The organism is Cytobacillus firmus DS1 (assembly GCF_000565285.1).
GTDB lineage: Bacteria > Bacillota > Bacilli > Bacillales > Cytobacillaceae > Cytobacillus > Cytobacillus firmus_A.
Map to the genome: position 1 here is coordinate 252,660 of NZ_APVL01000001.1, position 21,739 is coordinate 274,398.

Consider the following 21,739-nt stretch of genomic DNA (forward strand, 5'->3'; position numbering starts at 1 on the left):
TATTAATGTTATCATACTTACAAGAATTCTATCCGTAAAGGCAGAAGGGAGGGACCCTTGTTGAATCAAATGCCCATCCGCTGGAAGATTACCATCCTGTCCTATGCAGTCGTTATTTTTTCTTTATTGATTGGCGGAATGGTCGTAATTGCAAACATCCAGGAGCAGGAAGAAACGGAACTGAGGATACGGTCGATGAATACAGCCAGAACGGTGGCAGAGCTGACAGATGTGAAAAAAGGAATCCTGCAGCCGCAGGGCTGGAAGACGGTTAACAAAGTTGCAGAAGAAATCAGGATCATTAATGAAACAGACTATATTGTGATCATGAATATGGAGCGCATCCGCTATTCCCATCCGGTCAGGGAACTGATCGGCAGGCCTTCATCTGGTGAGGATGAGAAACCGGCTTTTGCCGAGCATATTTATTTTTCAAAGGCAGAGGGAGACGTCGGCACCTTTATCCGCGCATTCATACCGATTAAAGATGAAAGCCTGAATCAAATTGGTGTGGTTGTTGTCGGCAATAAGATCCCTTCGATTACGGAGATCATCGCAGATCTGGCAGACGAAATCAGCATTATTGTCCTCTTAACGCTCATATTTGGACTGATCGGCTCTTTAATGCTTGCCAATCATATTAAAAAGCAGATGTTCCAGCTGGAGCCCTATGAAATCAAACGGATGCTGGAGGAAAGGACAGCCACTTTCCATTCGATCAATGAAGGCGTAATCGCGATTGATAACCAGGAAAACATCACGATTTTCAATGAGAAGGCAAAGAAAATTTTTAATGTGTCCGGGAAAGTCGCAGGCAAGAATATTAGGGCCGTGCTAAAAGATACCAGGCTTCCGGAGATTGTAGAAAGGAATCGTGCTGTCTATAATGAACAAATCATTGTAAGCGGCAAGGTCATTTTAAGCACCAGAATTCCCATCCGGAAAGACAATGAAATGATCGGAGCTGTGGCTATTTTCCAGGACCGCACGGAAGTGACGAAGCTGGCCGAAGAGCTGACCGGTGTGAAAAGCTTTGTAGAGGCACTGCGGGTGCAGAATCATGAACATATGAATAAGCTTCATACCATTGCCGGATTGATCCAGCTCGGGAAAGCAGACAAAGCACTTCAGCTGACGTTTGATGCATCTGAAGAGCAGGAAAACCTTTCGAATTTCCTCAGCGATAAAATCAGGAACGATGCCATTGCAGGCCTATTATTAAGCAAAGTGCGGCGCGGAAAGGAATTGGGCATCACGGTAGTCATCGACCCCAACAGCAATCTGGATGAGTTTCCAAACCGTCTGGATCACCATGACTTTGTTCTGCTTCTGGGCAATCTGATTGAGAATGCTTTCGGGGCTTTTGAGCATAGTGAACGTGAAGATCGAAAAATTGATATAAGCATTGAACAGACCGATGAGATTTGTGCGGTACTGGTGGAAGATAACGGCAGCGGGATAGAGGAAGCGATTTTGCCGAAGCTATATGAAAAAGGATTTACCGCCAATAAATCAGGCGGGACAGGCTATGGGCTTTACCTTGTCAAACAAATTACAGAAAAAGGCGGAGGAGCGATCGAGGTTTCAACAGGCCGGGATGAAGGAGCTTCCTTTACGATCACTTTTCCAATGGAAGCGGAGGGAGAAGCATATGGCGGTTAAAGAAGAAATCAATGTGCTGCTGATTGAAGATGACCCAATGGTCCAGGAAGTGAATAGAGAATTCATTGCAAGTGTGGAAGGATTCACGATCATTGCGGCAGCCGGAAATGGTGAGGAAGGAATCAGCCTTGCGAAAAAACTGAAGCCTGACCTGGTTATTTTGGATATTTTTATGCCGAAAAAAGATGGCATTCAAACCCTTCAGGAATTTAGAAAGCAGCACCTCGATTCAGATGTCATCGTCGTTTCCGCTGCAAAGGATAAGGAAACCATTAAGCTGATGCTTCAAAACGGCGCCAGGGATTATATTATCAAGCCATTTAAGCTGAACAGGATCCAGCAGGCTCTCGAAAAATACCGCCATTATAGGGAGAGCCTGAAGGAATCGGGCACACTGTCACAGGAGCAGCTCGATGCCCTGATTTATGCCAGGCAGGCGAAAAAGGAAGCTACCATTCTGCCAAAAGGGCTCAATGAATTCACCTTAAATGAAATCACAGCATTTATGCAGCAGCAGACCGAACCCCGATCTGCCGAAGAGGTCGCTAACGGAATCGGCATCGCAAGAGTCACCGCCCGCCGCTATCTTGATTATCTTGAAAAAAGGGGTGCGATCCGGCTGGATGTGCAGTACGGGGGCGTGGGCAGGCCTGTCAATCGCTATGTCATAGTTTAGTTATCACATTCCGAGACCAAAATGAACAAAATATCCGTTATGACCATAAACTTCTCGCTTTTATCTGAAAACGCTATCATTTCTAATAGAATGAATAGTTAGAAAAAGGAGATGAGACAAAAGTGAAGAAGCAGCGGATTTATAAAAATTTAACCTTTCAGGTGTTAACGGCTATTTTTATCGGTGTTATGGTCGGGCTGATTTGGCCGGAAGTCGGTAAAGAAATGAAGCCTGTAGGTGATACCTTCATCAACGCAGTCAAAATGGTCATCGCCCCGATTATTTTCCTGACCATCGTCCTTGGAATCGCCAAAATGGGTGATATGAAAAAAGTCGGCAAGGTTGGCGGTAAAGCGTTCATCTATTTTGAGGTTGTTACTACACTTGCTTTAATGATCGGTCTGATCGTCGTTAATGTCATTAAACCAGGTGCAGGCCTGAACTTTAATGAATTGGAAAAAGGAGATGTTTCACAGTATACATCCAATGGCGGAGAGGGCATCAACTGGATTGAGTTTGTGACACATATTGTTCCTTCCAATATGGTGGATGCCTTTGCAAAAGGGGATATCCTGCAGGTATTATTTTTCTCTATCTTATTTGGTGTCGGTTTGGCTGCACTTGGTGAAAAGGGCAAAATCGTCATTGAATTTTTGGATAAGCTATCATTAGTCTTCTTTAAAATTATCGGCTATGTCATGAAGGCAGCCCCGCTTGGAGCATTTGGAGCCATGGCCTATACAATCGGGCATTTCGGACTGGCATCACTTGTTCCGCTTGGCAAACTGATGATTTCCGTGTACGTGACGATGTTCTTATTTATCTTTGTTGTTTTAAATATTATCTGCAAAATGTACGGATTCAGCTTATGGAATTATCTGAAGTTCATCAAAGATGAAATTTTAATCGTATTAGGCACAAGTTCATCAGAATCAGTGCTTCCGAGAATGATGGATAAAATGGAGCGCATCGGCTGCTCCAAATCAGTTGTAGGTCTTGTTATCCCAACAGGGTACTCCTTTAACCTGGACGGTACATCGATTTACCTTTCCATGGCTGTTGTTTTCCTTGCCCAGGTATTCGGTGTGGATCTGACAATCGGCCAGCAGGTTACCATTCTATTAGTGCTCATGCTGACTTCAAAAGGTGCCGCAGGTGTAACCGGCAGCGGATTTATCGTATTGGCATCGACGCTTGCCGCCCTTCAGGTTATTCCTCTTGAAGGATTGGCGCTTCTTCTTGGCGTAGACCGCTTCATGAGTGAAGGAAGAGCAATCGTGAACCTGATCGGAAACGGAATCGCAACGATGGTTGTAGCAAAGAGTGAAAATGAATTTGATGAAAATAAGGCTAAGAAAGCCATCAGTGAAATGAAATTAATGAAGCAGGATCAGCAAAAGCAGGCAGTATAAATGGAAAGGCCATTCCCCGCTGAGGGGAATGGCCTTTCCTCAATTGTTGTCGAAAACCCTGCTGAGCAGACGACAATTCCTGCAGCTATTTCCCGGGAAAAAATGAGAAATGGTAGGACTTTCTTGTCATTTCAATCAAACGTTTGATTGAAAGTAAATTGTTGAATAAACGCGAAACACAAACAAAATTTAGAAAGTTTTAAAAATTGTGTGGTATATTATTTTTAAAAAACAGTGACAGGCACCTATACCAGTTGGCCCAACTGGTATAGGTGCCTGTCACCGGAAAGAAGGTTCACATCGTGAAGCGCTTAAAGGTTCATTATGCTTGGATAATTTTAGTGCTGACGTTTTTGGCTTTGCTTGCCGCGCAGGGTGTCAGATTATCGTTCGGGGCCTTTATGGCTCCATGGGAACAAGAGTTTGCCGCGAATCGCAGTGTTATATCCTTTATAGCATTTGTCAGCTATATTGTTTTTGCTATTTCACAGCCGTATGTCGGACGGCTGATTGATAAATACGGCATCCGTCATATTCTGTCCTTTAGTATATTGGTTATTGGCCTTTCAACACTTCTGACCTTTTTTACCACCAATCCTGTCCAGCTGATGATTATCTACGGTGTCATCGCCTCTGTTGGCTTTGGCGGTGCATCCAATGTAGCGGGAACTATGGCAGTGGCGACCTGGTTTGCCGATAAAAAGGGCATGGCCATGGGACTGATGTCTGCAGGCACAGCCGCAGGACAGCTTATTCTCGTCCCGCTGTCATTATTCCTGATTGACCAGCTCGGCTGGAAGGCTACCGTCCTTGTACTAGGCTGTTTTTTGATTGTGATCATTTTTCCTCTTCTTCTGCTCTTCATCCGTTCGAACCCGGCGGATCTTCACATTGATGCTTATGGAGCGAAAGTGAATGAAAGTGAGAAGGGGAAGCTGGGAAAAAAGGAAGCACCAAAAGGAACGCTATCCATATTCCAGCTCTTAAAGCGGAAAGAATTCCTTTTTCTCATGCTCCCTTTTTTCGTGTGCGGCGTCACTACTACCGGCCTGATGGATACGCATCTTATTCCCTTTGCCCAATATTGCGGATTTACGCCAGGCGTAACGGGAGCCGCTGTCAGCCTGCTGGCCGGTTTTAATATTCTTGGAACTGTTGTTTCGGGGTTCCTCGCAGACAAGTGGAATTGCAGAAAAATCCTTGCCTTTCTCTATGGGGTGCGGGCGTTAACCATTGTTCTTCTGCTCATCATCGTAAATGATGCTTCCTTGTTTGGTTTTTTTGTCACTCAGTCCCATCTGCTCATTCTGTTTGCCGTCAGTTTTGGAATTGTCAATTTTGCCACTGTCGCACCGACCATGAAACTGGCTGCGGAATATTTCAGGCATCTGTCCGCCGGAGCGGTGATTGGCTGGATCTATTTGAGCCATCAGCTGGGTTCTGCTATTGGTTCCTTCGTCCCTGGTGTATTATTTGATGTGACTGGCAGCTATGACAGTTCTTTCATTGCATCCATCATTCTTCTGGTATTCGCCTCAGCCTTAAGCATAATGCTTCCAAGGCAGGGGGCAGACTATCAGTATGCAACCAGCAGGGAATTGGCCGAAAATAGGTAGGAGCTTAAAAATGACACTTTATTTCTCTTCGGTTAAAATAATAATATTGAAATAACAGTTCTGTTAGGGGAGACGGGCATGCATCGTAATCATTATCTATATCAATTTTTCCTTAAGAAAACCTGGGATTTAACAGAAGAATGGTATAAAAATGTGAACAAAGAAGAAAGCGGCGGGGTTTATACTTCGGAAGACCCAGCTGTAATTGAAAAAGTCAAAAAGCAAAATTATGAATTCCACAAGCAGTTTTCCGAGGTCTTCCATAAAGAAGAAGAAGCGTTCTTTAATGATTTGGAAGCCTGGATTGTCAAAGTGGCGCAGGATGATGAACATCTTCGCACACCTCTTGAGATGATTCTGCAGGAGTTCTTCAACACCCAGGAACAGTATTTGAACCTGCTTGAGCAGTTCGTTGAAACCAATCAGGGCCAATATGATGAAGAACAAATCGCCTTATGGCGCAGGATGATCATCAGAACCATTGGGGAAGTGGTAACCTGGTTCACAGAAGAATATAATAACCATTCCCAGAAGAGGCTTCAGGCTCAGCAGGCTTTAATCCTTGAGCTCAGTTCTCCGGTCATTTCTTTGACAGAAGATATCGCACTTCTGCCGCTTGTCGGTGATATTGATACAGCACGAGCGAAAATCATGCTTGAAAATACACTTCAGCAATGCAATAAATTAGGCGTCAGCCAACTGTTCCTTGACCTTTCAGGCGTAGTCATGATCGATACCATGGTAGCCCATCAGCTATTCCAGCTGATCGAAGCGCTAAGCCTGATCGGCGTAAAGACCACAATCTCAGGCTTAAGACCTGAAATTGCCCAGACCGCAGTTCAGCTCGGTTTGTCATTTGATCATGTAAGCATCAAATCCACGCTTTCCAGTGCCATTAAATCAGCAAATATCATTGCAGGGTAATAAAAAACACGATGAAGATAATCTTCATCGTGTTTTTCATTTATTCCAATCCTTTAATGCTCATTTCCTTCACAGGCAGGAATGCATCACCTGTATCCAAATAGTTAACGTTGACCTGATCGCCTTCCTGCAGATAAATGGCCATCGGCACGGTTTCAGATGAAACCACATAGCTTTGGCGGTTGTCCAGAAGGAATGATACGACCGTGAAATCACCCGATTTCTCCTTGTACACCCGCACCACAGTGCCGCTTATCTGTTTTTCCTCTGCTTTCGAGCTTCCGTCTACCGTGCCGCCACCCCGCTGAAGAGCAGTTTTATACAAACGCAATGCTTCATTGGGCGTTGTTCCATAAGCGGATATTTCCGGATTGGCAGCTGATACAATAAAGTAGTTCTGCAGGAATCCGTTAGCATCAAGAACAGGCGTCAGCCAGCTCGCTTCACCGTAGAAGTTATACAGAACAGGCATTTCCCCGCTCCATTTCTTCTCGATGAATTTTTTCTCGATAATCTGAAGGGCACCCTGCGAATCCATATATGATTCCTCAAGATTGCCTGTAAAGAAGGTCGCTTCTCCAGTCCTTGAATTTGTCAGAGAATAGCCAAGCATTGAATCAACGCCTTCTTTTGGACTCGTAAAATCAGTGAAGTAGTACATGTCGCCGTTTTCATCAAAAATAGGGCTTACATTGGCTTCTGTTCCTTCATCTGATGGAAGCCTTACATCGGACTTTCCGAATTTGCTGTTCCAGAATCCATGGACATAATTCCCGAAATAGCTGTTCTGCAGACTGACCGTCTCAGGGGAAACTGCTCCATCAATAAAGGCCGGCACATCCGCAAGTTTATAAGACTTCGTCTGCCCGTTCAGCGGGTCAACCATGACCACCCCTTGAACATCAAAGCCATTTCTCGCCGAAATAAACTCTCCATATGAACGGATATAAAATGGCTTTCCGTCGTCATCCACTTCCAGCTGCACATCTCCGTAAAAGATGGCCTGGGGATACTGCATCCGGATATGGCGCTCTAAATTTTTATTAAAATAAGAAGATGGTGTGTACACCATATCGCTTTTCACAAACTTTGGATTAGCTGAGGAATCAGTCGCACTAATTCTAAAATAGCCTGGTGTCTTATCTCCATTCCACCATTTGAAAAAGCCGGAAAACTCTACAGGCGCAATATAAACATACTCTCCATTGACTTTCTGGATCTGCAGGCTGCCAAGTTCATAATAACTCGTATTCGGGACCTGCCCGAAAGCCTTCTTCATCTTATTGCGCGCAAACTTAGGCGGTACGCTTGCCGGTGTTTCTTTTTCATCAAACGTTTCAATCTCCGTTTTTTCCTTCATTTTGGCACTTTCAAATTTATCATCCGCATTAAACAGGAAAGCTGTCAGAAAGAAAGCCCCTGCAGCTAAACTAAGGACAAACACACCCGTTTTGATCATACGCTCTCGGCCGGTCGCGATAACTGCCCCGATTACAGAAGCGATAACCGCAAACAGCCACAAACTGGTCAAGTTCCGGTCCAAGCTGGTGAAGTAATACACGGCAAAAACAAGCAGCACAGATACAGCGGCAGTGGCAGCCATGATTCCGGTTCCCAGTTTCCTGCCCTCCTTTTCCTTCGCCTTCGGTTTATAGCTGAACGGAATCAGCAGGATCGAAATCGCCAGTCCGGCAATCAGTGAAAAAATAAAAATATTTCCCATAATAATCTCTCCTAAAATAAGTTCGTTAGTAGTTAATACGGGCGGCTGGCAAAAAAGTTTCATAAAGAAAAAACTACCACTGTAAGTTATCTTTGGTGTAAAATTACACTAAACTGAAAAATGGGAGTGTCAAAAACATGAAGAAATTACTGTTGATTATAGCAGGCTTGATATTTCTGACTTCACCCGCCCTTTTTCTTTATGTATTGAATAATGGAAATCCAATCATGAACAAGTGGATAACACATGAGGTGAAGAAATATCTGGATGGAACAGGCTATGAAGAAAGAGATTTTCAGGAGCACAGCTACAACATAGCTAAGATGGACATCAATCATGACTTTTACCATACCCATTATTATGTCATTTTCAAAGATGAACCGAACATAATCTATTACTATGGTAAAAAGAAGTGGTTTGGAGATGTCGTTCAGTTTTGTGAAAAAGAGGACGCTGCCACATATGAGTTTGTAACGGAGAATATGGAACATGACGAAGAAGCCTGTGTATCGATGCTGGATAATCGTTAGAAGAAAGAGGATTCTTCCCCCTTGAACCAGATTAGGATTAGCATTCACGTATTAAGGAGTTTTTTTATGATCAAATATGAATTGGCCATACCGGATCAGGATCAGTTATTTCAGTTATATGAAAATGACAGCTGGAATGAATTTTTGAAGCTGCCGAAAGACAAATTGCATAAGGCGATGGAGCAGAGCTGGCTTGTGATCAGTGCCTATGATGGAGAGTGCCTGGCCGGGACAGGACGCATTATTTCAGACGGAGTGATTAATGCTTATCTTTGCGGATTAATCGTTGATCCAGATTATCGCAGCCGGGGCATCGGAAAGGAAATGGTGAGAAGGCTGGCGGAAGAATGCAGGAAGTCCCGGCTGCATTTACAGCTGCTGGCCGAGGAAGAAAAAGCGGGCTATTACGAAAAGCTGGGCTTTGAGGTTTTTACAGTAGGCTTAAAGTATAAGCTCTCAGACTAAAGCTGTAGCCGTTTTCATCCGAAACGGCGATTTAACAGAACGTTTCTAGTATTAAAATGGTTAATATAACCAATATGAGAAACGGAGGCAATATTTATGGAAAAATATATATGCAAAACGTGCGGAACGCAATTTCCTCCATGCGATCATCAGCCTGAAAGCTGCCCGATCTGCATGGAAGAGCGCCAGTACGTTGGACCCTGCGGCCAGGAATGGACTACTTTACATGAAATGACCATAAGCCAAAATTATACGAATGAAATAAAGCGGGAGGAACCCAATCTTTACAGCTTGAAAACAGCCCCGGAGTTTGCCATCGGCCAGACATCCTATCTCATTCAGCATAATGGCTTTAATCTGATGTGGGATTGCATTACCTTCCTTGATGAGTACACGATTGAAACCATAAAAGAACTGGGCGGAATTAGCGCGATCGCACTATCCCATCCTCATTATTATTCAGCACAAGTTGAGTGGGCGGAAGCATTCAATGTGCCGATCTATATCCATGAAGACGATAGGGAGTGGGTGATTAGGGAGAGTAATCACATCATTTTCTGGAGCGGAGAAAGTCTCAAGCTTCATGATGGCCTGGTCATCCACCGCCTTGGCGGCCATTTTAAAGGCGGTGCTGTCCTTCATTGGGAAAATGGGAATGAGGGCAAAGGCGTCATGTTCACCGGCGACATCATTCAGGTCGTTGCGGACAGGGATTGGGTCAGCTTCATGTACAGCTACCCGAACCTCATTCCGCTTCCCGCGGAAACGGTTGAACGGATGGCCGGCAAAATCAAACCGCTGGCATTTAACCGGATTTACAATGCTTTTCACAGAGTGGTAGAAAAAGAGGCAGACCTTGCGGTGCAGCGGTCAGCCGAACGGTATGTCAAAGCAATCAGGGGCGAGCTTTTTCGGACCTGAAGTTGGCTCTTTATATGAGAATTTAGTAAAATAAGGTAATAGAATGGGAGGGAACGAGATGTTAAAAAAACCTGAATCGGGTGAATATGCGCCGTATTATGAGAAATATGTCAGCTCTATTCCGGAAGGTGATCTTCTGCAGATCCTCGATGAACAAATGAAGGAAACAGTGACTCTGGTAAAAGATCTGAATGAAGAACAGGCACATTTCCGCTATGCTCCGGAAAAATGGACGGTTAAGGAAGTGCTCGGCCATATCACAGATACTGAACGCATCATGAGCTACCGCCTGCTTTGCATTGGCAGAGGGGAGATGGCCAAGCTGCCGGGCTATGATGATAACCAGTATGTAAAGAATGGCAAATTCAACCGCTACAGCATTGGGGAGCTTTCAGCGCAGCTGTCCCAGGTTCGCCAAAATACGATTGCTTTACTGAAAAGCCTGGATGGTGAGGACCTTCTAAGGAGAGGGAATGCGAACGGCACCGGGGTAACCGCCAGGGCCATTGCCTATATTATTGCCGGACATGAACTTCATCACCGTACCTTAATCAAAGACCGGTATATGGGCGCAGAAAGCTTTGGTGGAGTACATGAATAAGCATGAAATAGCGAGCTGGTTAAAGTCCCTTCTGATTGCCTTTGGGATTGCATTAGTGATCAGGGTCTTTCTTTTTTCACCGTACTATGTGGAAGGAGCCTCCATGGATCCGACCCTTCATGACGAGGAAAAAATCTTTGTTAATAAATTTGAAGAACTGAACAGAGGCGATATTGTCATCATAAGGGGCGATGAAAAGAACTATGTAAAAAGATTAATAGGTTTTCCAGGCGATGAACTGGAAATGAAGAATGATCAGCTGTATATTAACGGCCAGCAGTGGAATGAAGACTACCTTGATGAAAATCGCGAAGCAGCAGAAGGAATTGTCAGCAAACTGACCGGTGACTTCGGCCCTCTCACGGTCCCTAGTGATCACTATTACGTCATGGGGGACAACCGTCTTGTCAGCCTGGACAGCCGAAATGGGCTCGGTTTTATTGAGAAAGAGCGCATCATCGGCGTCAGCGAATTTGTCTGGTATCCTTTTACAAGCATGAGGAAAGTAGAGTAGCTGCAGGAGCGGCAAGCACCGCTCTTTTTATTCAGATGAGGGAACGCTTATTTTAATAGAATAACAATCAAGTCAAAAGAAAGGACGTGTTTACATATGACAAAAATTGGACTGATCAGACACGGGATTACATCCTGGAATAAGGAGGGACGGGCACAGGGAAGCTCGGATATTCCTCTCCATGAAGAAGGATTGGCTGAGGCAGAACGTCTGGCGGAACGGGTTAGCGGCGAAAACTGGGATGTGATTTACTCCAGTAATCTCCTAAGGGCAAGGCAGACGGCAGAAGCCATTCAGAAGAGAAACAGCTCCATTCCCCTTCACCTCGATCCCCGAATAAGGGAAGTCGGTGGCGGGATGATTGAAGGTACGACCGAAGCAGAGCGTCTCGAGAAATGGGGCAAGAATTGGCGTGAAATGGACCTTGGTTTTGAGCCGAAAGAAAGTGTTATAGAAAGAGGGCTTGGCTTCCTGCAGGAGATTACAGAAAAGCATCCGGGTGAAAACGTGCTCATCGTAAGCCATGGCGCCTTTATTCGTCATCTGTTAAGAGAGCTGGTTCCGCAGACAGACCTTTCCACTCCGCCGAGAAATACCTCCATCACTAAACTTCTTATAAAAGAAAGCAAGTGGAACTGTGAGCTGTATAACTGCACGAAGCATTTGGAGGCGGAGCAGATAGAATCATGATGAAAAAAGCATAATGCCATAGTGGCAGGAGGTTTTTTCCGGGGAAAAAATAAAAGCCTCCCTGAATCGGGAGGCAAAGCTTACCTGTACATATTTTAATTTATTTTCTTTTTATCTTTACTTAAGATTGTCAGCTCATATGGATCATTTCGAATATCTTCTGCTTTTTCATGTGTTTGTAAGAAGCTCTTGATTTCCTCTTCAATACGTTCTGCCAGCACCTTTGCATCCGGGTCATCTGCTTTCACAGATGTTTTCACCTTTATTTGCAGCGGGAGAGGATGGAAAGAGTATGAAAACCCTTTTACCTTGAATTCTTTGTTTTCCATTAAGCCGCTTGCGATGACGTGAATGACTCCGGCTTCATCCCATCGCTGTTCCTGTTCTCTGGCTTCCATATCAATCTGTCTAATGTCATATTTGAACCCCTTTCCATATTCACTTGAAATGGAATTCAATAAACTATTAAGCTCGTCAGTCCTTTTTTCAGTCTTCGGAATAGCTACAAAAATGTATTTCTCAATTTCATTTATCCTTGCCTGAACTGGGAAGGCCATCGTGTAATTATTCGCTTCAAGCGCTTTAATGATTTTTTGTTCCAGCTCCAGGCTGTCAGCTTGCTGCTTTTTCATTTCAGGGGTTTCTTCTGGTATCGTGTAATTATGTTTGTCTCTTTTTATTCTGATATCATACGCACCAAAGTTATGATCTTTTAATGAGTGGCTGAAGGTTTTTTTTACATCTCCTTTAATGCTGTTTACTTCCTCCTTTGTTCCTCCAAGCCAGACGGTTAACTCTTTATCAGGGATGGAGGCATCCATTCTTCTTAAGTCATAGCGATGCTTATTAGCAGTATCACTAATGACATCATATAAAGCATATTTGTATTCTTCCTGTTTTATAAATACGCTGAAGTAAGGAATCTTGGCGGCAACCTTTGCCATTCCGGGAGAAAAATAAGCTGTCCCGATAAAAAGAATGAACAAAGCTGCTGCAGCTGTACCTGCGTAAGCCCATTTCTTTTTCCTGCTTATGCTTTCTTTCTTTTGAAAAGAATATGAGTTAGGTTTTACAGCTTTTAATACCATTTCTTTCTGTCTATCCTCGAATTGAATTTGATTATCAGGGTATTTAAAATGATTGGTCATGTCTGTTCATCTCCCTTCTCTGAAAGAACGTCCTTTAAGGAATTTCTTGCCCGGTGAAGCCGCGTTTTGACTGTATTCATATTTATGCTCAGGAGGTCGGAAATTTCGGCAAGCGTCAGTTCTTCATAATAGTGAAGGATAATGACTTCACGCATTTTCAAAGGGAGCCTAAGAACTCTGCTATACAGATACTCATTATTTTCTATATGAAGCAGCTCAGTTTCAACAGAATCCATTCGATCTGCCAGCAGGGATCCAATCCACTCTTTATAAAATAAATTTTTATAAGACCAGCTTTTTAATAAATCCTTGCATTTGTTGACAGTGATCCTGTAAAGCCAGGTTTTATAGGCAGCTTTCTTCTGAAAACCTTCAAGGTTCTGATAGCAGCTGATAAAAACTTCCTGAGATACGTCTTCAGCCAGCTGCTTTTGTTTTAAATAGGAGAAAGCAACCCTGATAACCATGTCCCCATATTTATCCATTAGCCAAATAAGCTTCTCTTCTTTGGACTCTGTATCGGATTGAAGGGGCGGCCCTTGATTGTCTGTTATTTTTACCAGCATGTTTATGCTCCTTTCGTTGGTAACACTTAGACGAGGGGGACTGGCTGGAGGTTCCATAAAAATTGTAAAAAAGAAAAACAGCAGTGTTGACCCTGCTGTTTTTTGTTAATCCTTATGTAGTTCCGACTTATAATTTGGAAAAGTAAAGCTGAAAACAGTTCCTTTATCGACTTCGCTTTTGACCCGGACATTGCCATCCATGGCTCTTACAATACTGAATACGACCATCATTCCAAGGCCGGTCCCTTTGGAGCCTTTAGTAGAATAATAGGGTTCTCCCAGGCGCTGAAGCTGTTCGGGAGTCATGCCTACGCCGGTGTCTTTTATTTCGATGGTGATCTGGCTGCTGCTGTAGTGCGTTTCTATGTATAATTGCCCGCCGCGCGGCATAGCCTCGATTGAATTTTTAATTACATTCAAGAAGCATTGGTGGAATTTTTGCCGGTCCCCCTTAATAGATCCGAGGAGGGCAAAGTGAGCATTGATCTCGACGGAATTTTGGTTGGCTGTCGGTTTTAATATATTCATTACCTGCATGAGTTCTTTTTTTACATTGATTTCCTCGATTTTATCCAAGGATGGCTTGGAAAAAGTTAAATAGTTCTGGATGACCTGCTCCGCTGATTCCAGCTCAGCCTTAACAATGCTCAAATACTCCACCCTTTTTCGCGGAGGGAGCCGCTGCTCCTGCAAAAGCTGTACAAATCCAATAGCGGCTGTCAGGGGATTGCGGATTTCATGGGAGATGGCTGCACCCATTTGCTCGACGGCTTCAAGTTTTTCGGTCCGGACTAGATTCTCACGCATATCCAAATTTCTTTTAGCGAACTCAAATACATATGTAATCATAAAGACACCCAATGGCGGAATCATTAAATAGGCAAACCAGGCATCGAACCGGTTTTGTGGCGGTGCGCTTATTTCCATTATCATGACCGTCAGTACACTTAAAATCAGAGTAATGATTACCGAAAAGCGAATTCTTTTTCGGGGCACCTGCTTCCAAAACCAGGGATAGAGCTTCCAAAGAATAATCCCCATGGGCAAATATAAAAGAATATTAGAATAAAACCCAGGCTCTATTCCATAAAAGCTTCTCATCAAAATCACAGTCCCGGCTAATGTGAGGCCAATTCCCGCATATAAACCGCCGATGATGACAGGTATCAAACGTAAATCAAAAAAATAATGGGCGCTTGTCTGAAAGGAAAACTGAAAGCATATCCAGATCATAAACAAAAGCCATACAAAAGAGCAGCCTTTAGAGAACCGGAATTTAGAGCTTTTTTCCGCCCATACAAGCACAATGAACAAGATAACGATCAAGAGCGATAGATTAAAGAAAAAATGCTTTGTAATTTCCACCGTTTCACCTGCCTCTTATGTGAGGGTTATATGAAAATTCTATATTGTTTTACTATTATTGACAATACTCATTTGCTTTTTTTATATAATATTGTCAGAAAAAACAAAATTCTAAAGGTTTTCCTGTTCTAATGGGCAATTCAATCAGCATCATGTCTTCTTTGGCTTTTTACTTGAAAAGATGCCTGTCTGGATCCTGCTTGCTGCATGCGCAGGCAGTATTCTGGTGCTAATCCTGTATCATCTGCAAAAAAGGACCTTTATCCAGCTGCTGAGAGACACAGATCAGCCTAAAACAGAGATTAGCCCACATGCCTGAGAGGAAAGCAGTTTTTCGCTGCTTTCTTTTATTTTGCCGTTTACAGCCTGTATTCTGGGGTATTCCAACATATAGATACATAGTTTACATCGTAGCCAAGAAGCAATTGCTTCTTTATATAAGGAGGATGACCATTTGAAACAAGATCCGCAAAACAAAGGCGTAAATGAGCACAGTAAGGACAGGCAGCTTGATGAGTTCCGCATGGATAACACAGGCAAGAAGCTGACGACCAATCAGGGAGTCAAGGTTTCAGAGGATGAGCATTCGTTAAAAGCCGGTTCCCGAGGCCCGACTTTGATGGAGGACTTTCACTTCAGGGAAAAAATGACGCACTTTGACCATGAGCGCATTCCTGAAAGGGTTGTCCATGCCCGCGGTTTTGGTGCACATGGCTACTTCCAGGTGTATGAATCCATGGCAGACTATACCAAGGCAAAGTTTCTGCAGGATCCATCCGTCAAAACACCGGTCTTTGTCCGTTTCTCGACTGTTGCCGGTTCCCGAGGCTCAGCAGACTCTGTACGTGATGCCCGCGGCTTCGCGACAAAGTTTTATACCGAAGAGGGCAATTACGACTTAGTCGGCAATAATATTCCGGTATTCTTCATCCAGGATGCCATCAAATTCCCTGATCTCGTTCATTCATTCAAGCCGGAGCCGCATAACGAAATGCCGCAGGCCTCAACTGCCCATGACACATTCTGGGATTTTGCCGCCAACAATACTGAAACAGCCCATATGATTATGTGGACAATGTCAGACCGTGCCATTCCGCGCAGCTTCCGCATGATGGAGGGCTTTGGGGTTCATACGTTCCGATTTGTGAATGAGCAGGGCAAGGCGCGTTTTGTAAAATTCCACTGGAAGCCTGTTCTCGGAACGCATTCACTTGTTTTTGATGAAGCCCAAAAACTTGCCGGAAAGGATCCGGATTTCCACCGCCGCGATCTTTGGGAAGCCATCGAAATGGGGGATTACCCTGAATTTGAGCTTGGTGTTCAGATGATTGATGAAGAAGATGAATTCTCCTTTGATTTTGATATTCTGGATGCGACAAAGCTGTGGCCTGAGGAAATGGTCCCGGTTAAGATCATTGGAAAAATGACGCTGAACCGAAATCAGGATAATGTATTTGCAGAAACGGAGCAGGCTGCCTTCCATCCGGGCCATGTCGTACCCGGCATTGATTTTTCTAACGACCCGCTGCTGCAGGGACGATTATTTTCTTATACAGACACCCAGCTGATCCGCCTGGGAGGGCCGAACTTCCATGAGATCCCAATCAACCGTCCTGTTTGTCCGTTCCATAATAATCAGTATGACGGCTACCATCGCATGACGATTAATAAAGGGCCGGTTGCTTATCATAAAAACTCTATGCAGAATAATGATCCAAGTCCTGCCACAGCGGAAGAGGGCGGCTATGTTCATTATCAGGAAAAAGTAGAAGGACGCAAAGTTCGCCAGCGCAGCGACAGCTTCAAGGACCATTACAGCCAGGCGAAAATGTTCTGGAACAGCATGTCTGAAGTGGAAAAACAGCATATGATCGAGGCGTTCCGCTTTGAAGTCGGAAAAGTTAAGAACAAAGATGTGAAGCAGCAGGTTGTCGACATGTTCAGTAATGTGGATCATTTCCTTGCAGAGCAAATTGCCCTCGGAGTTGGCGCAATCGTGCCGGATGCTGCGAATGAATCCAAAGTGACGCTCTCTTCACCAGCATTAAGCCAAATGAACACAGTCAAATCACCTAAGACCCGAAAAGTCGCCATCCTTGCTGATAATGGCTTCAGCTATACTGAAGTCAATAGCGTAATGGAAGCTTTGAAAAGTGCTGGGATTATGCCTGAAATTGTCAGCAAAAACCTGGGTATGATCAAAGGAGACGGCGGAAAACTTGAAGTTATGAAAACATTCCTGACTTCACACTCCGTTATGTATGATGCCATTTATGTGGCAGGAGGAAAAGAAAGTGCCAAAGCTCTGAAAATGATGCCGCAGGCAAAGGAATTCGTCAGCGAAGCTTACAAGCATTTTAAAACCATTGCGTTTGGCGGTGAAGGAGCCGAACTGCTGCCTGCAGAAGCTTTAAACCTGCTGGGGCAATCCCAAACTCTTTCCGATATGGGAATCGTCGAAATCAAAAGCGGCGATGCATCCGCAAGCGAGAATTTAATTAATAGCATTGCCATGCACCGTCATTGGGAACGTGCCATATAAAATTGATGCCAGCTGCCAGCTATCGGGCGGCTGGCTTTTTTTCTGATTACTTGATAGATTAAGGGCTGACCGTTAAAGTTCAAAAGTGACAGAAATAATGCAGAAACTGACCAATAAAAACGAAAAGAAACTGATAAATTAAAATTCTTACCGATAAATCTGATGAAGTGGCCGATAAACGGAATGTGACAGTTCGGCCGATAAATTGTTGAGTTTGGCCGTTAAATTTACAAATTCGGCCGTTAAACCTTCATTTTTGGCCGATAAAATCGGGAAATTGGCCGGTAAAGCTTTCAAGGCAGGATGCTTATTCCTTTCGGCCGGTATTTTCCTGATTCTTCCCCGACCCGTCAGCATCTGTATCAAAAATTCCCCAATAAGCAGGTATTCCCCTCCTATAATAAGAATTCTTTATTATCCGCCTGCCAAAACAAAGCAAAAAATGACAGGAAGCCAAAAAGAGAAAAAGGTAGGATATATTCAAGGGAGTGATCAGTAATGTCATGGATCGTCTCGCTGCAGAAGGCGATTGATTTTATAGAGGAGCACTTGCTGGAAGAGGATCTTTCTATTGGGAAAGCTGCGGAGGCTGCAAACTCCTCCGTATTTCATTTTCAGCGCACGTTCGCCATTCTCACAGATATGCGGGCTGGCGAATATATCCGGGGAAGGAGATTAACCCTCGCCGCACAGGACCTGGTTTGTACAGATCTCAAAGTGATTGATCTCGCATATAAATATGGCTATGACACTCCCGAAGCTTTTACTAAGGCTTTCCGCAGACAGCATGGCATGAGCCCGACGGAAGCCAGAAATTTTTCAGGAAAGCTGAAATCATATAACCGCCTGGTGATCCAGGTGAGTCTGAAAGGGGCAGAACCGATGCAATATGCAATTGTCGAAAAAGAAGCTTTTCATGTAGCCGGTATCAGGAAAGAGTTCAGTTTAATTAATGAAGAAAATCTGGCCGGCATCCCGAATATGTGGGGTGAAGTGAACAGTAACGGAATCTCCTATAAGCTGTTCAAGCTGAATAATGGGGATATCAAAGGTATTCTAGGCGTGTGTGTCGATAACCGCAGCCAGAAGCCTGACAGTATGGATTATTGGATTGGGGCAAGCTTCAAAGGTGACAAGCCTGAAAGCTTCGAGAGCATGGAAGTCCCGGCATCCAAATGGGCGGTGTTTGAAGTTCATGGCGCCATGCCGCATGCCATGCAAAACATATGGAAAAAAATCTTCTCGGAATGGTTTCCATCAAGCGGCTATGAACATGCTGCTGCACCTGAACTGGAAGTCTATACGGCAGGTGATGCTTCCAATTCTGATTATTATTCAGAGATCTGGATTCCGGTAAAATAACAATCAAAAAACCTGCAGATGCCAAATCTGCAGGTTTCTGCATCTACACCTTCTTCTTCGGAATCTTCCCAATCCCCAGCTCCTTCGCTTCTTTCTGCAGAGCCTTGATCAGACTGAAGGTCATTAAAGCCATGATAACGGAAAAAGGAAGAGCTGCTGCAATCATAGTATTCTGCAGAGCTTGAAGCCCGCCGGAATAGAGCAGGACCAATGAAATGGCAGCAAGCAATATTCCCCAGACCATTTTTATCTTGTTGCCAGGATGGTGCGAGCCGTTTGTTGTCATCATACCTAAAACATATGTGCCGGAGTCGGCAGAGGTAATAAAGAATGTACAAATGAGCAGAATAGCGATGACTGAAAGGACCGTTCCCATCGGCAAGTTGGAAAATACACCAAATAATGCTTCCTCAGTAGCCAATTCGGAAATTTTGGCAACACCGTTGTGCTCTTGCATTATTGCAGTTCCGCCAAATGCGGAAAACCATATGAAGCCTATTAGCGATGGTACAAGGAGGACACCAAAGACGAATTCCCGGATTGTTCGTCCTTTTGAAACACGGGCGATAAAAATCCCAACGAAGGGTGCCCAGGCAATCCACCAGGCCCAGTAAAAGATCGTCCATCCATTAATCCATTCCCTGATTTCTGGATCTAACGGCGCAATTCTGAGGCTCATGCCAGGCAAATTCTGCAGATAAGACCCAAGTGTATTGGTGAACAGGTTTAAGATGAACAAAGAAGGTCCCAGGAAAAAAGTGAGCAAAAATAGAATCACTGCTAAAATCATATTGGCATTGCTCAAGATTTTAATGCCCTTACCAAGTCCGGACCATGCAGATATCATGAAAAGAACTGTAACAATAGCCACAATAATGAACTGGACTGTAATGTTAACCGGTATACCAAAAAGATAAGACAACCCTCCGTTAATCTGCACAGCGCCGAACCCAAGTGTCGTTGCCACACCAATAACAGTCGCAACCACTGAAAGAATATCAATGATCTTCCCTGCAGCTTTCTGTGTATGGTCGCCTAAAATCGGTTTTAAAGTGGCACTGATTAAACCAGGTTCCCCGTGGCGGAAAATAAAGTAAGCCAAAACAAGCGCCACAATTCCATAAATCGCCCATGCATGGATTCCCCAATGGAAGTAAGTATACCTCATGGCATGCCTAATGGCCTGGTCTGTCCCTACTTCTCCGCCAGTTGGAGACCCAACTGCATAGTGATAAATCGGTTCTGCTGCACCCCAGAAAACCAGACCGATCCCCATTCCCGCACTAAATAGCATCGCAAACCAAGTTGGGCGGGAAAATTCGGGTTTGTCATCCGGCTTCCCAAGCTTAATTCTGCCTAATGGACTTATTAAAAAGTACAAATTAACAATAACGATAAATGATACAAGAATTAAATAATACCAGCCGAATTTATCGGTGATAAAAGCCTGTACATTTGCTGTCACACTCTCCAGCGAATCCGGGACAAAAACACCGAATAAAACAAGCAATAATAAAATGCCGACCGATATATAGAAAACCATTAAGCTTTTCTTCACATGCAATCCCCTTTCTTCTCATGCTGCTTCCTTTAGGATTAAATATATGGCAAGTAATTATGCGGCTGAAAAATAAATTTGCAGGAAATTCCCATATGCTGGCGAAATTCATTGGTATCTGGACAAGGAGGTAAGTGGATTTGCTGACTTTATTCCGCTATAACTGGCAAGTGCGTGATGAGTGGTTTGAATGGTGCCGGCAGCTCTCAGCCGAAGAGCTGAATGCCAACCGGATTGGAGGCGTTGGAGGCATTCTTAAAACCCTTTTTCATATCGTTGATGTAGAATACAGCTGGATTTGTGTGATACAGGGCAAGGAAGTGAAAGATCCCCAGTTTTCCGACTATGATGAATTGGATAAAGTAATGGCACTTTCTGAAGAATACCGCAGGGGATTAGAACCCTTTTTTCAGGAGGAATGGCCAGTTCCATACAATGAGTTTGCTGCACCGCCATGGATGGAGCAGCAATATAAAAAGGGAGACATCTTGAACCATGTGATTGCCCATGAAATCCATCATATTGGACAGCTGTCAGTCTGGGCAAGGGACCTGAATCTCCCTCCTGTATCAGCCAATTTGATCGGAAGGGGATTAATTGAAAATGATCAGACAACTTACTGAACAAGATCATGAAATGTGCTTCAGTCTTTTAAAACAGCAGCCGGCTGAGAATCTGTTCATTATAGGAGATATTGAAGCATACGGCTATGAACAGGACTTTCAAAAGGTGTGGGGGGACTTTGGGAAAGACGGCAAATTAAAGGCTGTTTTATTAAAATATGAGGAAAATTTCATTCCATATGCAGCAGGAGACTTTCACGCCAAGGGATTTGCGGAGATAATGCTCGAGGACTCGAACTTTGGAATGATGTCCGGCCTAAAAGCTGTAACGGCGAAAATTGAACCTTATGTATCACATCGCATAAAAAGAAAACGGGAAACCTATTATGCAAAATGCAGAAAGTTAAATGTGGAAGGTGTTGAAGTATCAGCAGTGTGCAAGGCTGTTCCTGAAGATGCAGAACAGCTTGTGGAGCTTCTGAACAGTATTCCTGAATTCAGTGATTCGGCCATTACGGTTGAAAGAAAGCGCAGGGGGCTAAAGGATGGCTCATCCCGGTCCTTTTTTATCAAAGAGGATGGAAAGATGGTCAGCACTGCTTCAACGACAGCTGAAAATTCCCTTTCAGCCATGGTTGTAGGCGTAGCAACAGACAGTGAATACAAGAAGAAGGGGTATGCCACGCAGTGCATGGTCAAGCTCTGCTGCCAGCTTCTTTCGGAAAATAAAGAGCTGTGCCTGTTTTATGATAACCCGGCAGCAGGTGCGATCTATAAACGCATCGGATTTGAAGATATAGGTTTTTGGATGATGTACACGATAGAGAAGAAAATGTCCTGATAATCCAGGGCGTTTTTTTTTGTGGGGAAATTTTTAAAAAAACGTCAAATAGGACATATA

General features: G+C 44.0%; 20 protein-coding genes. 15 read left to right on the forward strand and 5 right to left on the reverse strand.

Annotated elements, in window-relative coordinates; all coding sequences use genetic code 11:
* The first annotated feature begins 69 nt into the window (after positions 1–69).
* From PBF_RS01285 to PBF_RS01305, 5 genes are all read left to right on the forward strand, one after another.
* Complete coding sequence (locus PBF_RS01285; protein WP_430515275.1) at positions 70–1,662, forward strand: ATP-binding protein; 1,593 nt, start codon at positions 70–72, stop codon at positions 1,660–1,662.
* On the forward strand, positions 1,652–2,338 hold the full coding sequence (locus PBF_RS01290; RefSeq protein WP_035326065.1) for a response regulator: 687 nt from the start codon (positions 1,652–1,654) through the stop codon (positions 2,336–2,338). Before PBF_RS01285 ends, PBF_RS01290 begins: the two co-directional genes overlap by 11 nt.
* 122 nt (positions 2,339–2,460) lie before the next feature.
* Positions 2,461–3,750, forward strand: a complete 1,290-nt coding sequence (gene dctP, locus PBF_RS01295; protein ID WP_035326067.1) for a C4-dicarboxylate transporter DctP — start codon at positions 2,461–2,463, stop codon at positions 3,748–3,750.
* A gap of 302 nt (positions 3,751–4,052) precedes the next feature.
* Positions 4,053–5,366: an MFS transporter gene (locus tag PBF_RS01300; protein WP_035326069.1), complete on the forward strand. Its 1,314-nt coding sequence runs from the start codon at positions 4,053–4,055 to the stop codon at positions 5,364–5,366.
* Between the two features lie 78 nt (positions 5,367–5,444).
* A complete protein-coding gene (locus PBF_RS01305) occupies positions 5,445–6,290 on the forward strand; it encodes an STAS domain-containing protein (RefSeq protein WP_035326071.1) in 846 nt (281 codons plus the stop codon).
* Positions 6,291–6,330: 40 nt separating this feature from the next.
* Here the strand turns inward: PBF_RS01305 and PBF_RS01310 are convergent, their stop codons facing one another.
* The gene (locus tag PBF_RS01310; protein ID WP_035326073.1) at positions 6,331–8,013 is read right to left on the reverse strand and encodes a membrane protein; all 1,683 of its coding nucleotides are present in this window, start codon (positions 8,011–8,013) and stop codon (positions 6,331–6,333) included.
* Positions 8,014–8,150: 137 nt separating this feature from the next.
* Between PBF_RS01310 and PBF_RS01315 the strand changes: the two genes are divergently transcribed.
* The 6 genes from PBF_RS01315 to PBF_RS01340 all read left to right on the forward strand — a co-directional run bounded on the left by PBF_RS01315 (position 8,151) and on the right by PBF_RS01340 (position 11,734).
* On the forward strand, positions 8,151–8,543 hold the full coding sequence (locus PBF_RS01315) for a DUF3139 domain-containing protein (protein WP_035326075.1): 393 nt from the start codon (positions 8,151–8,153) through the stop codon (positions 8,541–8,543).
* A 66-nt stretch (positions 8,544–8,609) separates the two neighbouring features.
* Positions 8,610–9,008 carry a GNAT family N-acetyltransferase gene (locus PBF_RS01320; RefSeq protein ID WP_035326077.1) on the forward strand — a complete coding sequence of 133 codons (399 nt, stop codon included), beginning with the start codon at positions 8,610–8,612 and terminating at the stop codon, positions 9,006–9,008.
* 96 nt (positions 9,009–9,104) lie between these two features.
* Positions 9,105–9,929, forward strand: coding sequence for an MBL fold metallo-hydrolase (locus tag PBF_RS01325; RefSeq protein WP_035326079.1), 825 nt, complete (start codon positions 9,105–9,107; stop codon positions 9,927–9,929).
* A gap of 58 nt (positions 9,930–9,987) precedes the next feature.
* Positions 9,988–10,530: a DinB family protein gene (locus PBF_RS01330; protein WP_035326081.1), complete on the forward strand. Its 543-nt coding sequence runs from the start codon at positions 9,988–9,990 to the stop codon at positions 10,528–10,530.
* Entirely contained in the window at positions 10,523–11,044 is a 522-nt protein-coding gene (lepB, locus tag PBF_RS01335; protein ID WP_035326084.1) for a signal peptidase I, read from the forward strand. Before PBF_RS01330 ends, lepB begins: the two co-directional genes overlap by 8 nt.
* A 96-nt stretch (positions 11,045–11,140) precedes the next feature.
* Entirely contained in the window at positions 11,141–11,734 is a 594-nt protein-coding gene (locus PBF_RS01340; protein ID WP_035326086.1) for a histidine phosphatase family protein, read from the forward strand.
* Between the two features lie 95 nt (positions 11,735–11,829).
* Here PBF_RS01340 and PBF_RS01345 read toward each other — a convergent pair whose 3' ends face one another.
* From PBF_RS01345 to PBF_RS01355, 3 genes are all read right to left on the reverse strand, one after another.
* Complete coding sequence (locus PBF_RS01345) at positions 11,830–12,882, reverse strand: DUF4030 domain-containing protein (RefSeq protein WP_035326092.1); 1,053 nt, start codon at positions 12,880–12,882, stop codon at positions 11,830–11,832.
* Positions 12,879–13,448, reverse strand: a complete 570-nt coding sequence (locus PBF_RS01350) for a sigma-70 family RNA polymerase sigma factor (protein ID WP_051488777.1) — start codon at positions 13,446–13,448, stop codon at positions 12,879–12,881. Before PBF_RS01350 ends, PBF_RS01345 begins: the two co-directional genes overlap by 4 nt.
* A 105-nt stretch (positions 13,449–13,553) precedes the next feature.
* Positions 13,554–14,813 carry a sensor histidine kinase gene (locus PBF_RS01355; RefSeq protein WP_035326094.1) on the reverse strand — a complete coding sequence of 420 codons (1,260 nt, stop codon included), beginning with the start codon at positions 14,811–14,813 and terminating at the stop codon, positions 13,554–13,556.
* A gap of 454 nt (positions 14,814–15,267) precedes the next feature.
* On the opposite strand from PBF_RS01355, the gene PBF_RS01360 reads away from it, so the two are divergent.
* Together PBF_RS01360 and PBF_RS01370 are read left to right on the forward strand one after the other, a co-directional pair.
* Positions 15,268–17,355 (forward strand): catalase, encoded by a 2,088-nt coding sequence (locus tag PBF_RS01360; protein WP_035326096.1) that lies wholly within the window; start codon positions 15,268–15,270, stop codon positions 17,353–17,355.
* A 498-nt stretch (positions 17,356–17,853) separates the two neighbouring features.
* On the forward strand, positions 17,854–18,717 hold the full coding sequence (locus tag PBF_RS01370) for an AraC family transcriptional regulator (RefSeq protein ID WP_035326105.1): 864 nt from the start codon (positions 17,854–17,856) through the stop codon (positions 18,715–18,717).
* 43 nt (positions 18,718–18,760) lie between these two features.
* Here PBF_RS01370 and PBF_RS01375 read toward each other — a convergent pair whose 3' ends face one another.
* Entirely contained in the window at positions 18,761–20,275 is a 1,515-nt protein-coding gene (locus tag PBF_RS01375) for a glycine betaine uptake BCCT transporter (RefSeq protein ID WP_035326107.1), read from the reverse strand.
* 140 nt (positions 20,276–20,415) lie between these two features.
* On the opposite strand from PBF_RS01375, the gene PBF_RS01380 reads away from it, so the two are divergent.
* Both PBF_RS01380 and PBF_RS01385 read left to right on the forward strand, forming a co-directional pair.
* A complete protein-coding gene (locus PBF_RS01380) occupies positions 20,416–20,898 on the forward strand; it encodes a DinB family protein (RefSeq protein WP_035326109.1) in 483 nt (160 codons plus the stop codon).
* Positions 20,879–21,679 carry a GNAT family N-acetyltransferase gene (locus PBF_RS01385; RefSeq protein ID WP_035326114.1) on the forward strand — a complete coding sequence of 267 codons (801 nt, stop codon included), beginning with the start codon at positions 20,879–20,881 and terminating at the stop codon, positions 21,677–21,679. Before PBF_RS01380 ends, PBF_RS01385 begins: the two co-directional genes overlap by 20 nt.
* The last annotated feature ends 60 nt before the right edge of the window (positions 21,680–21,739 follow it).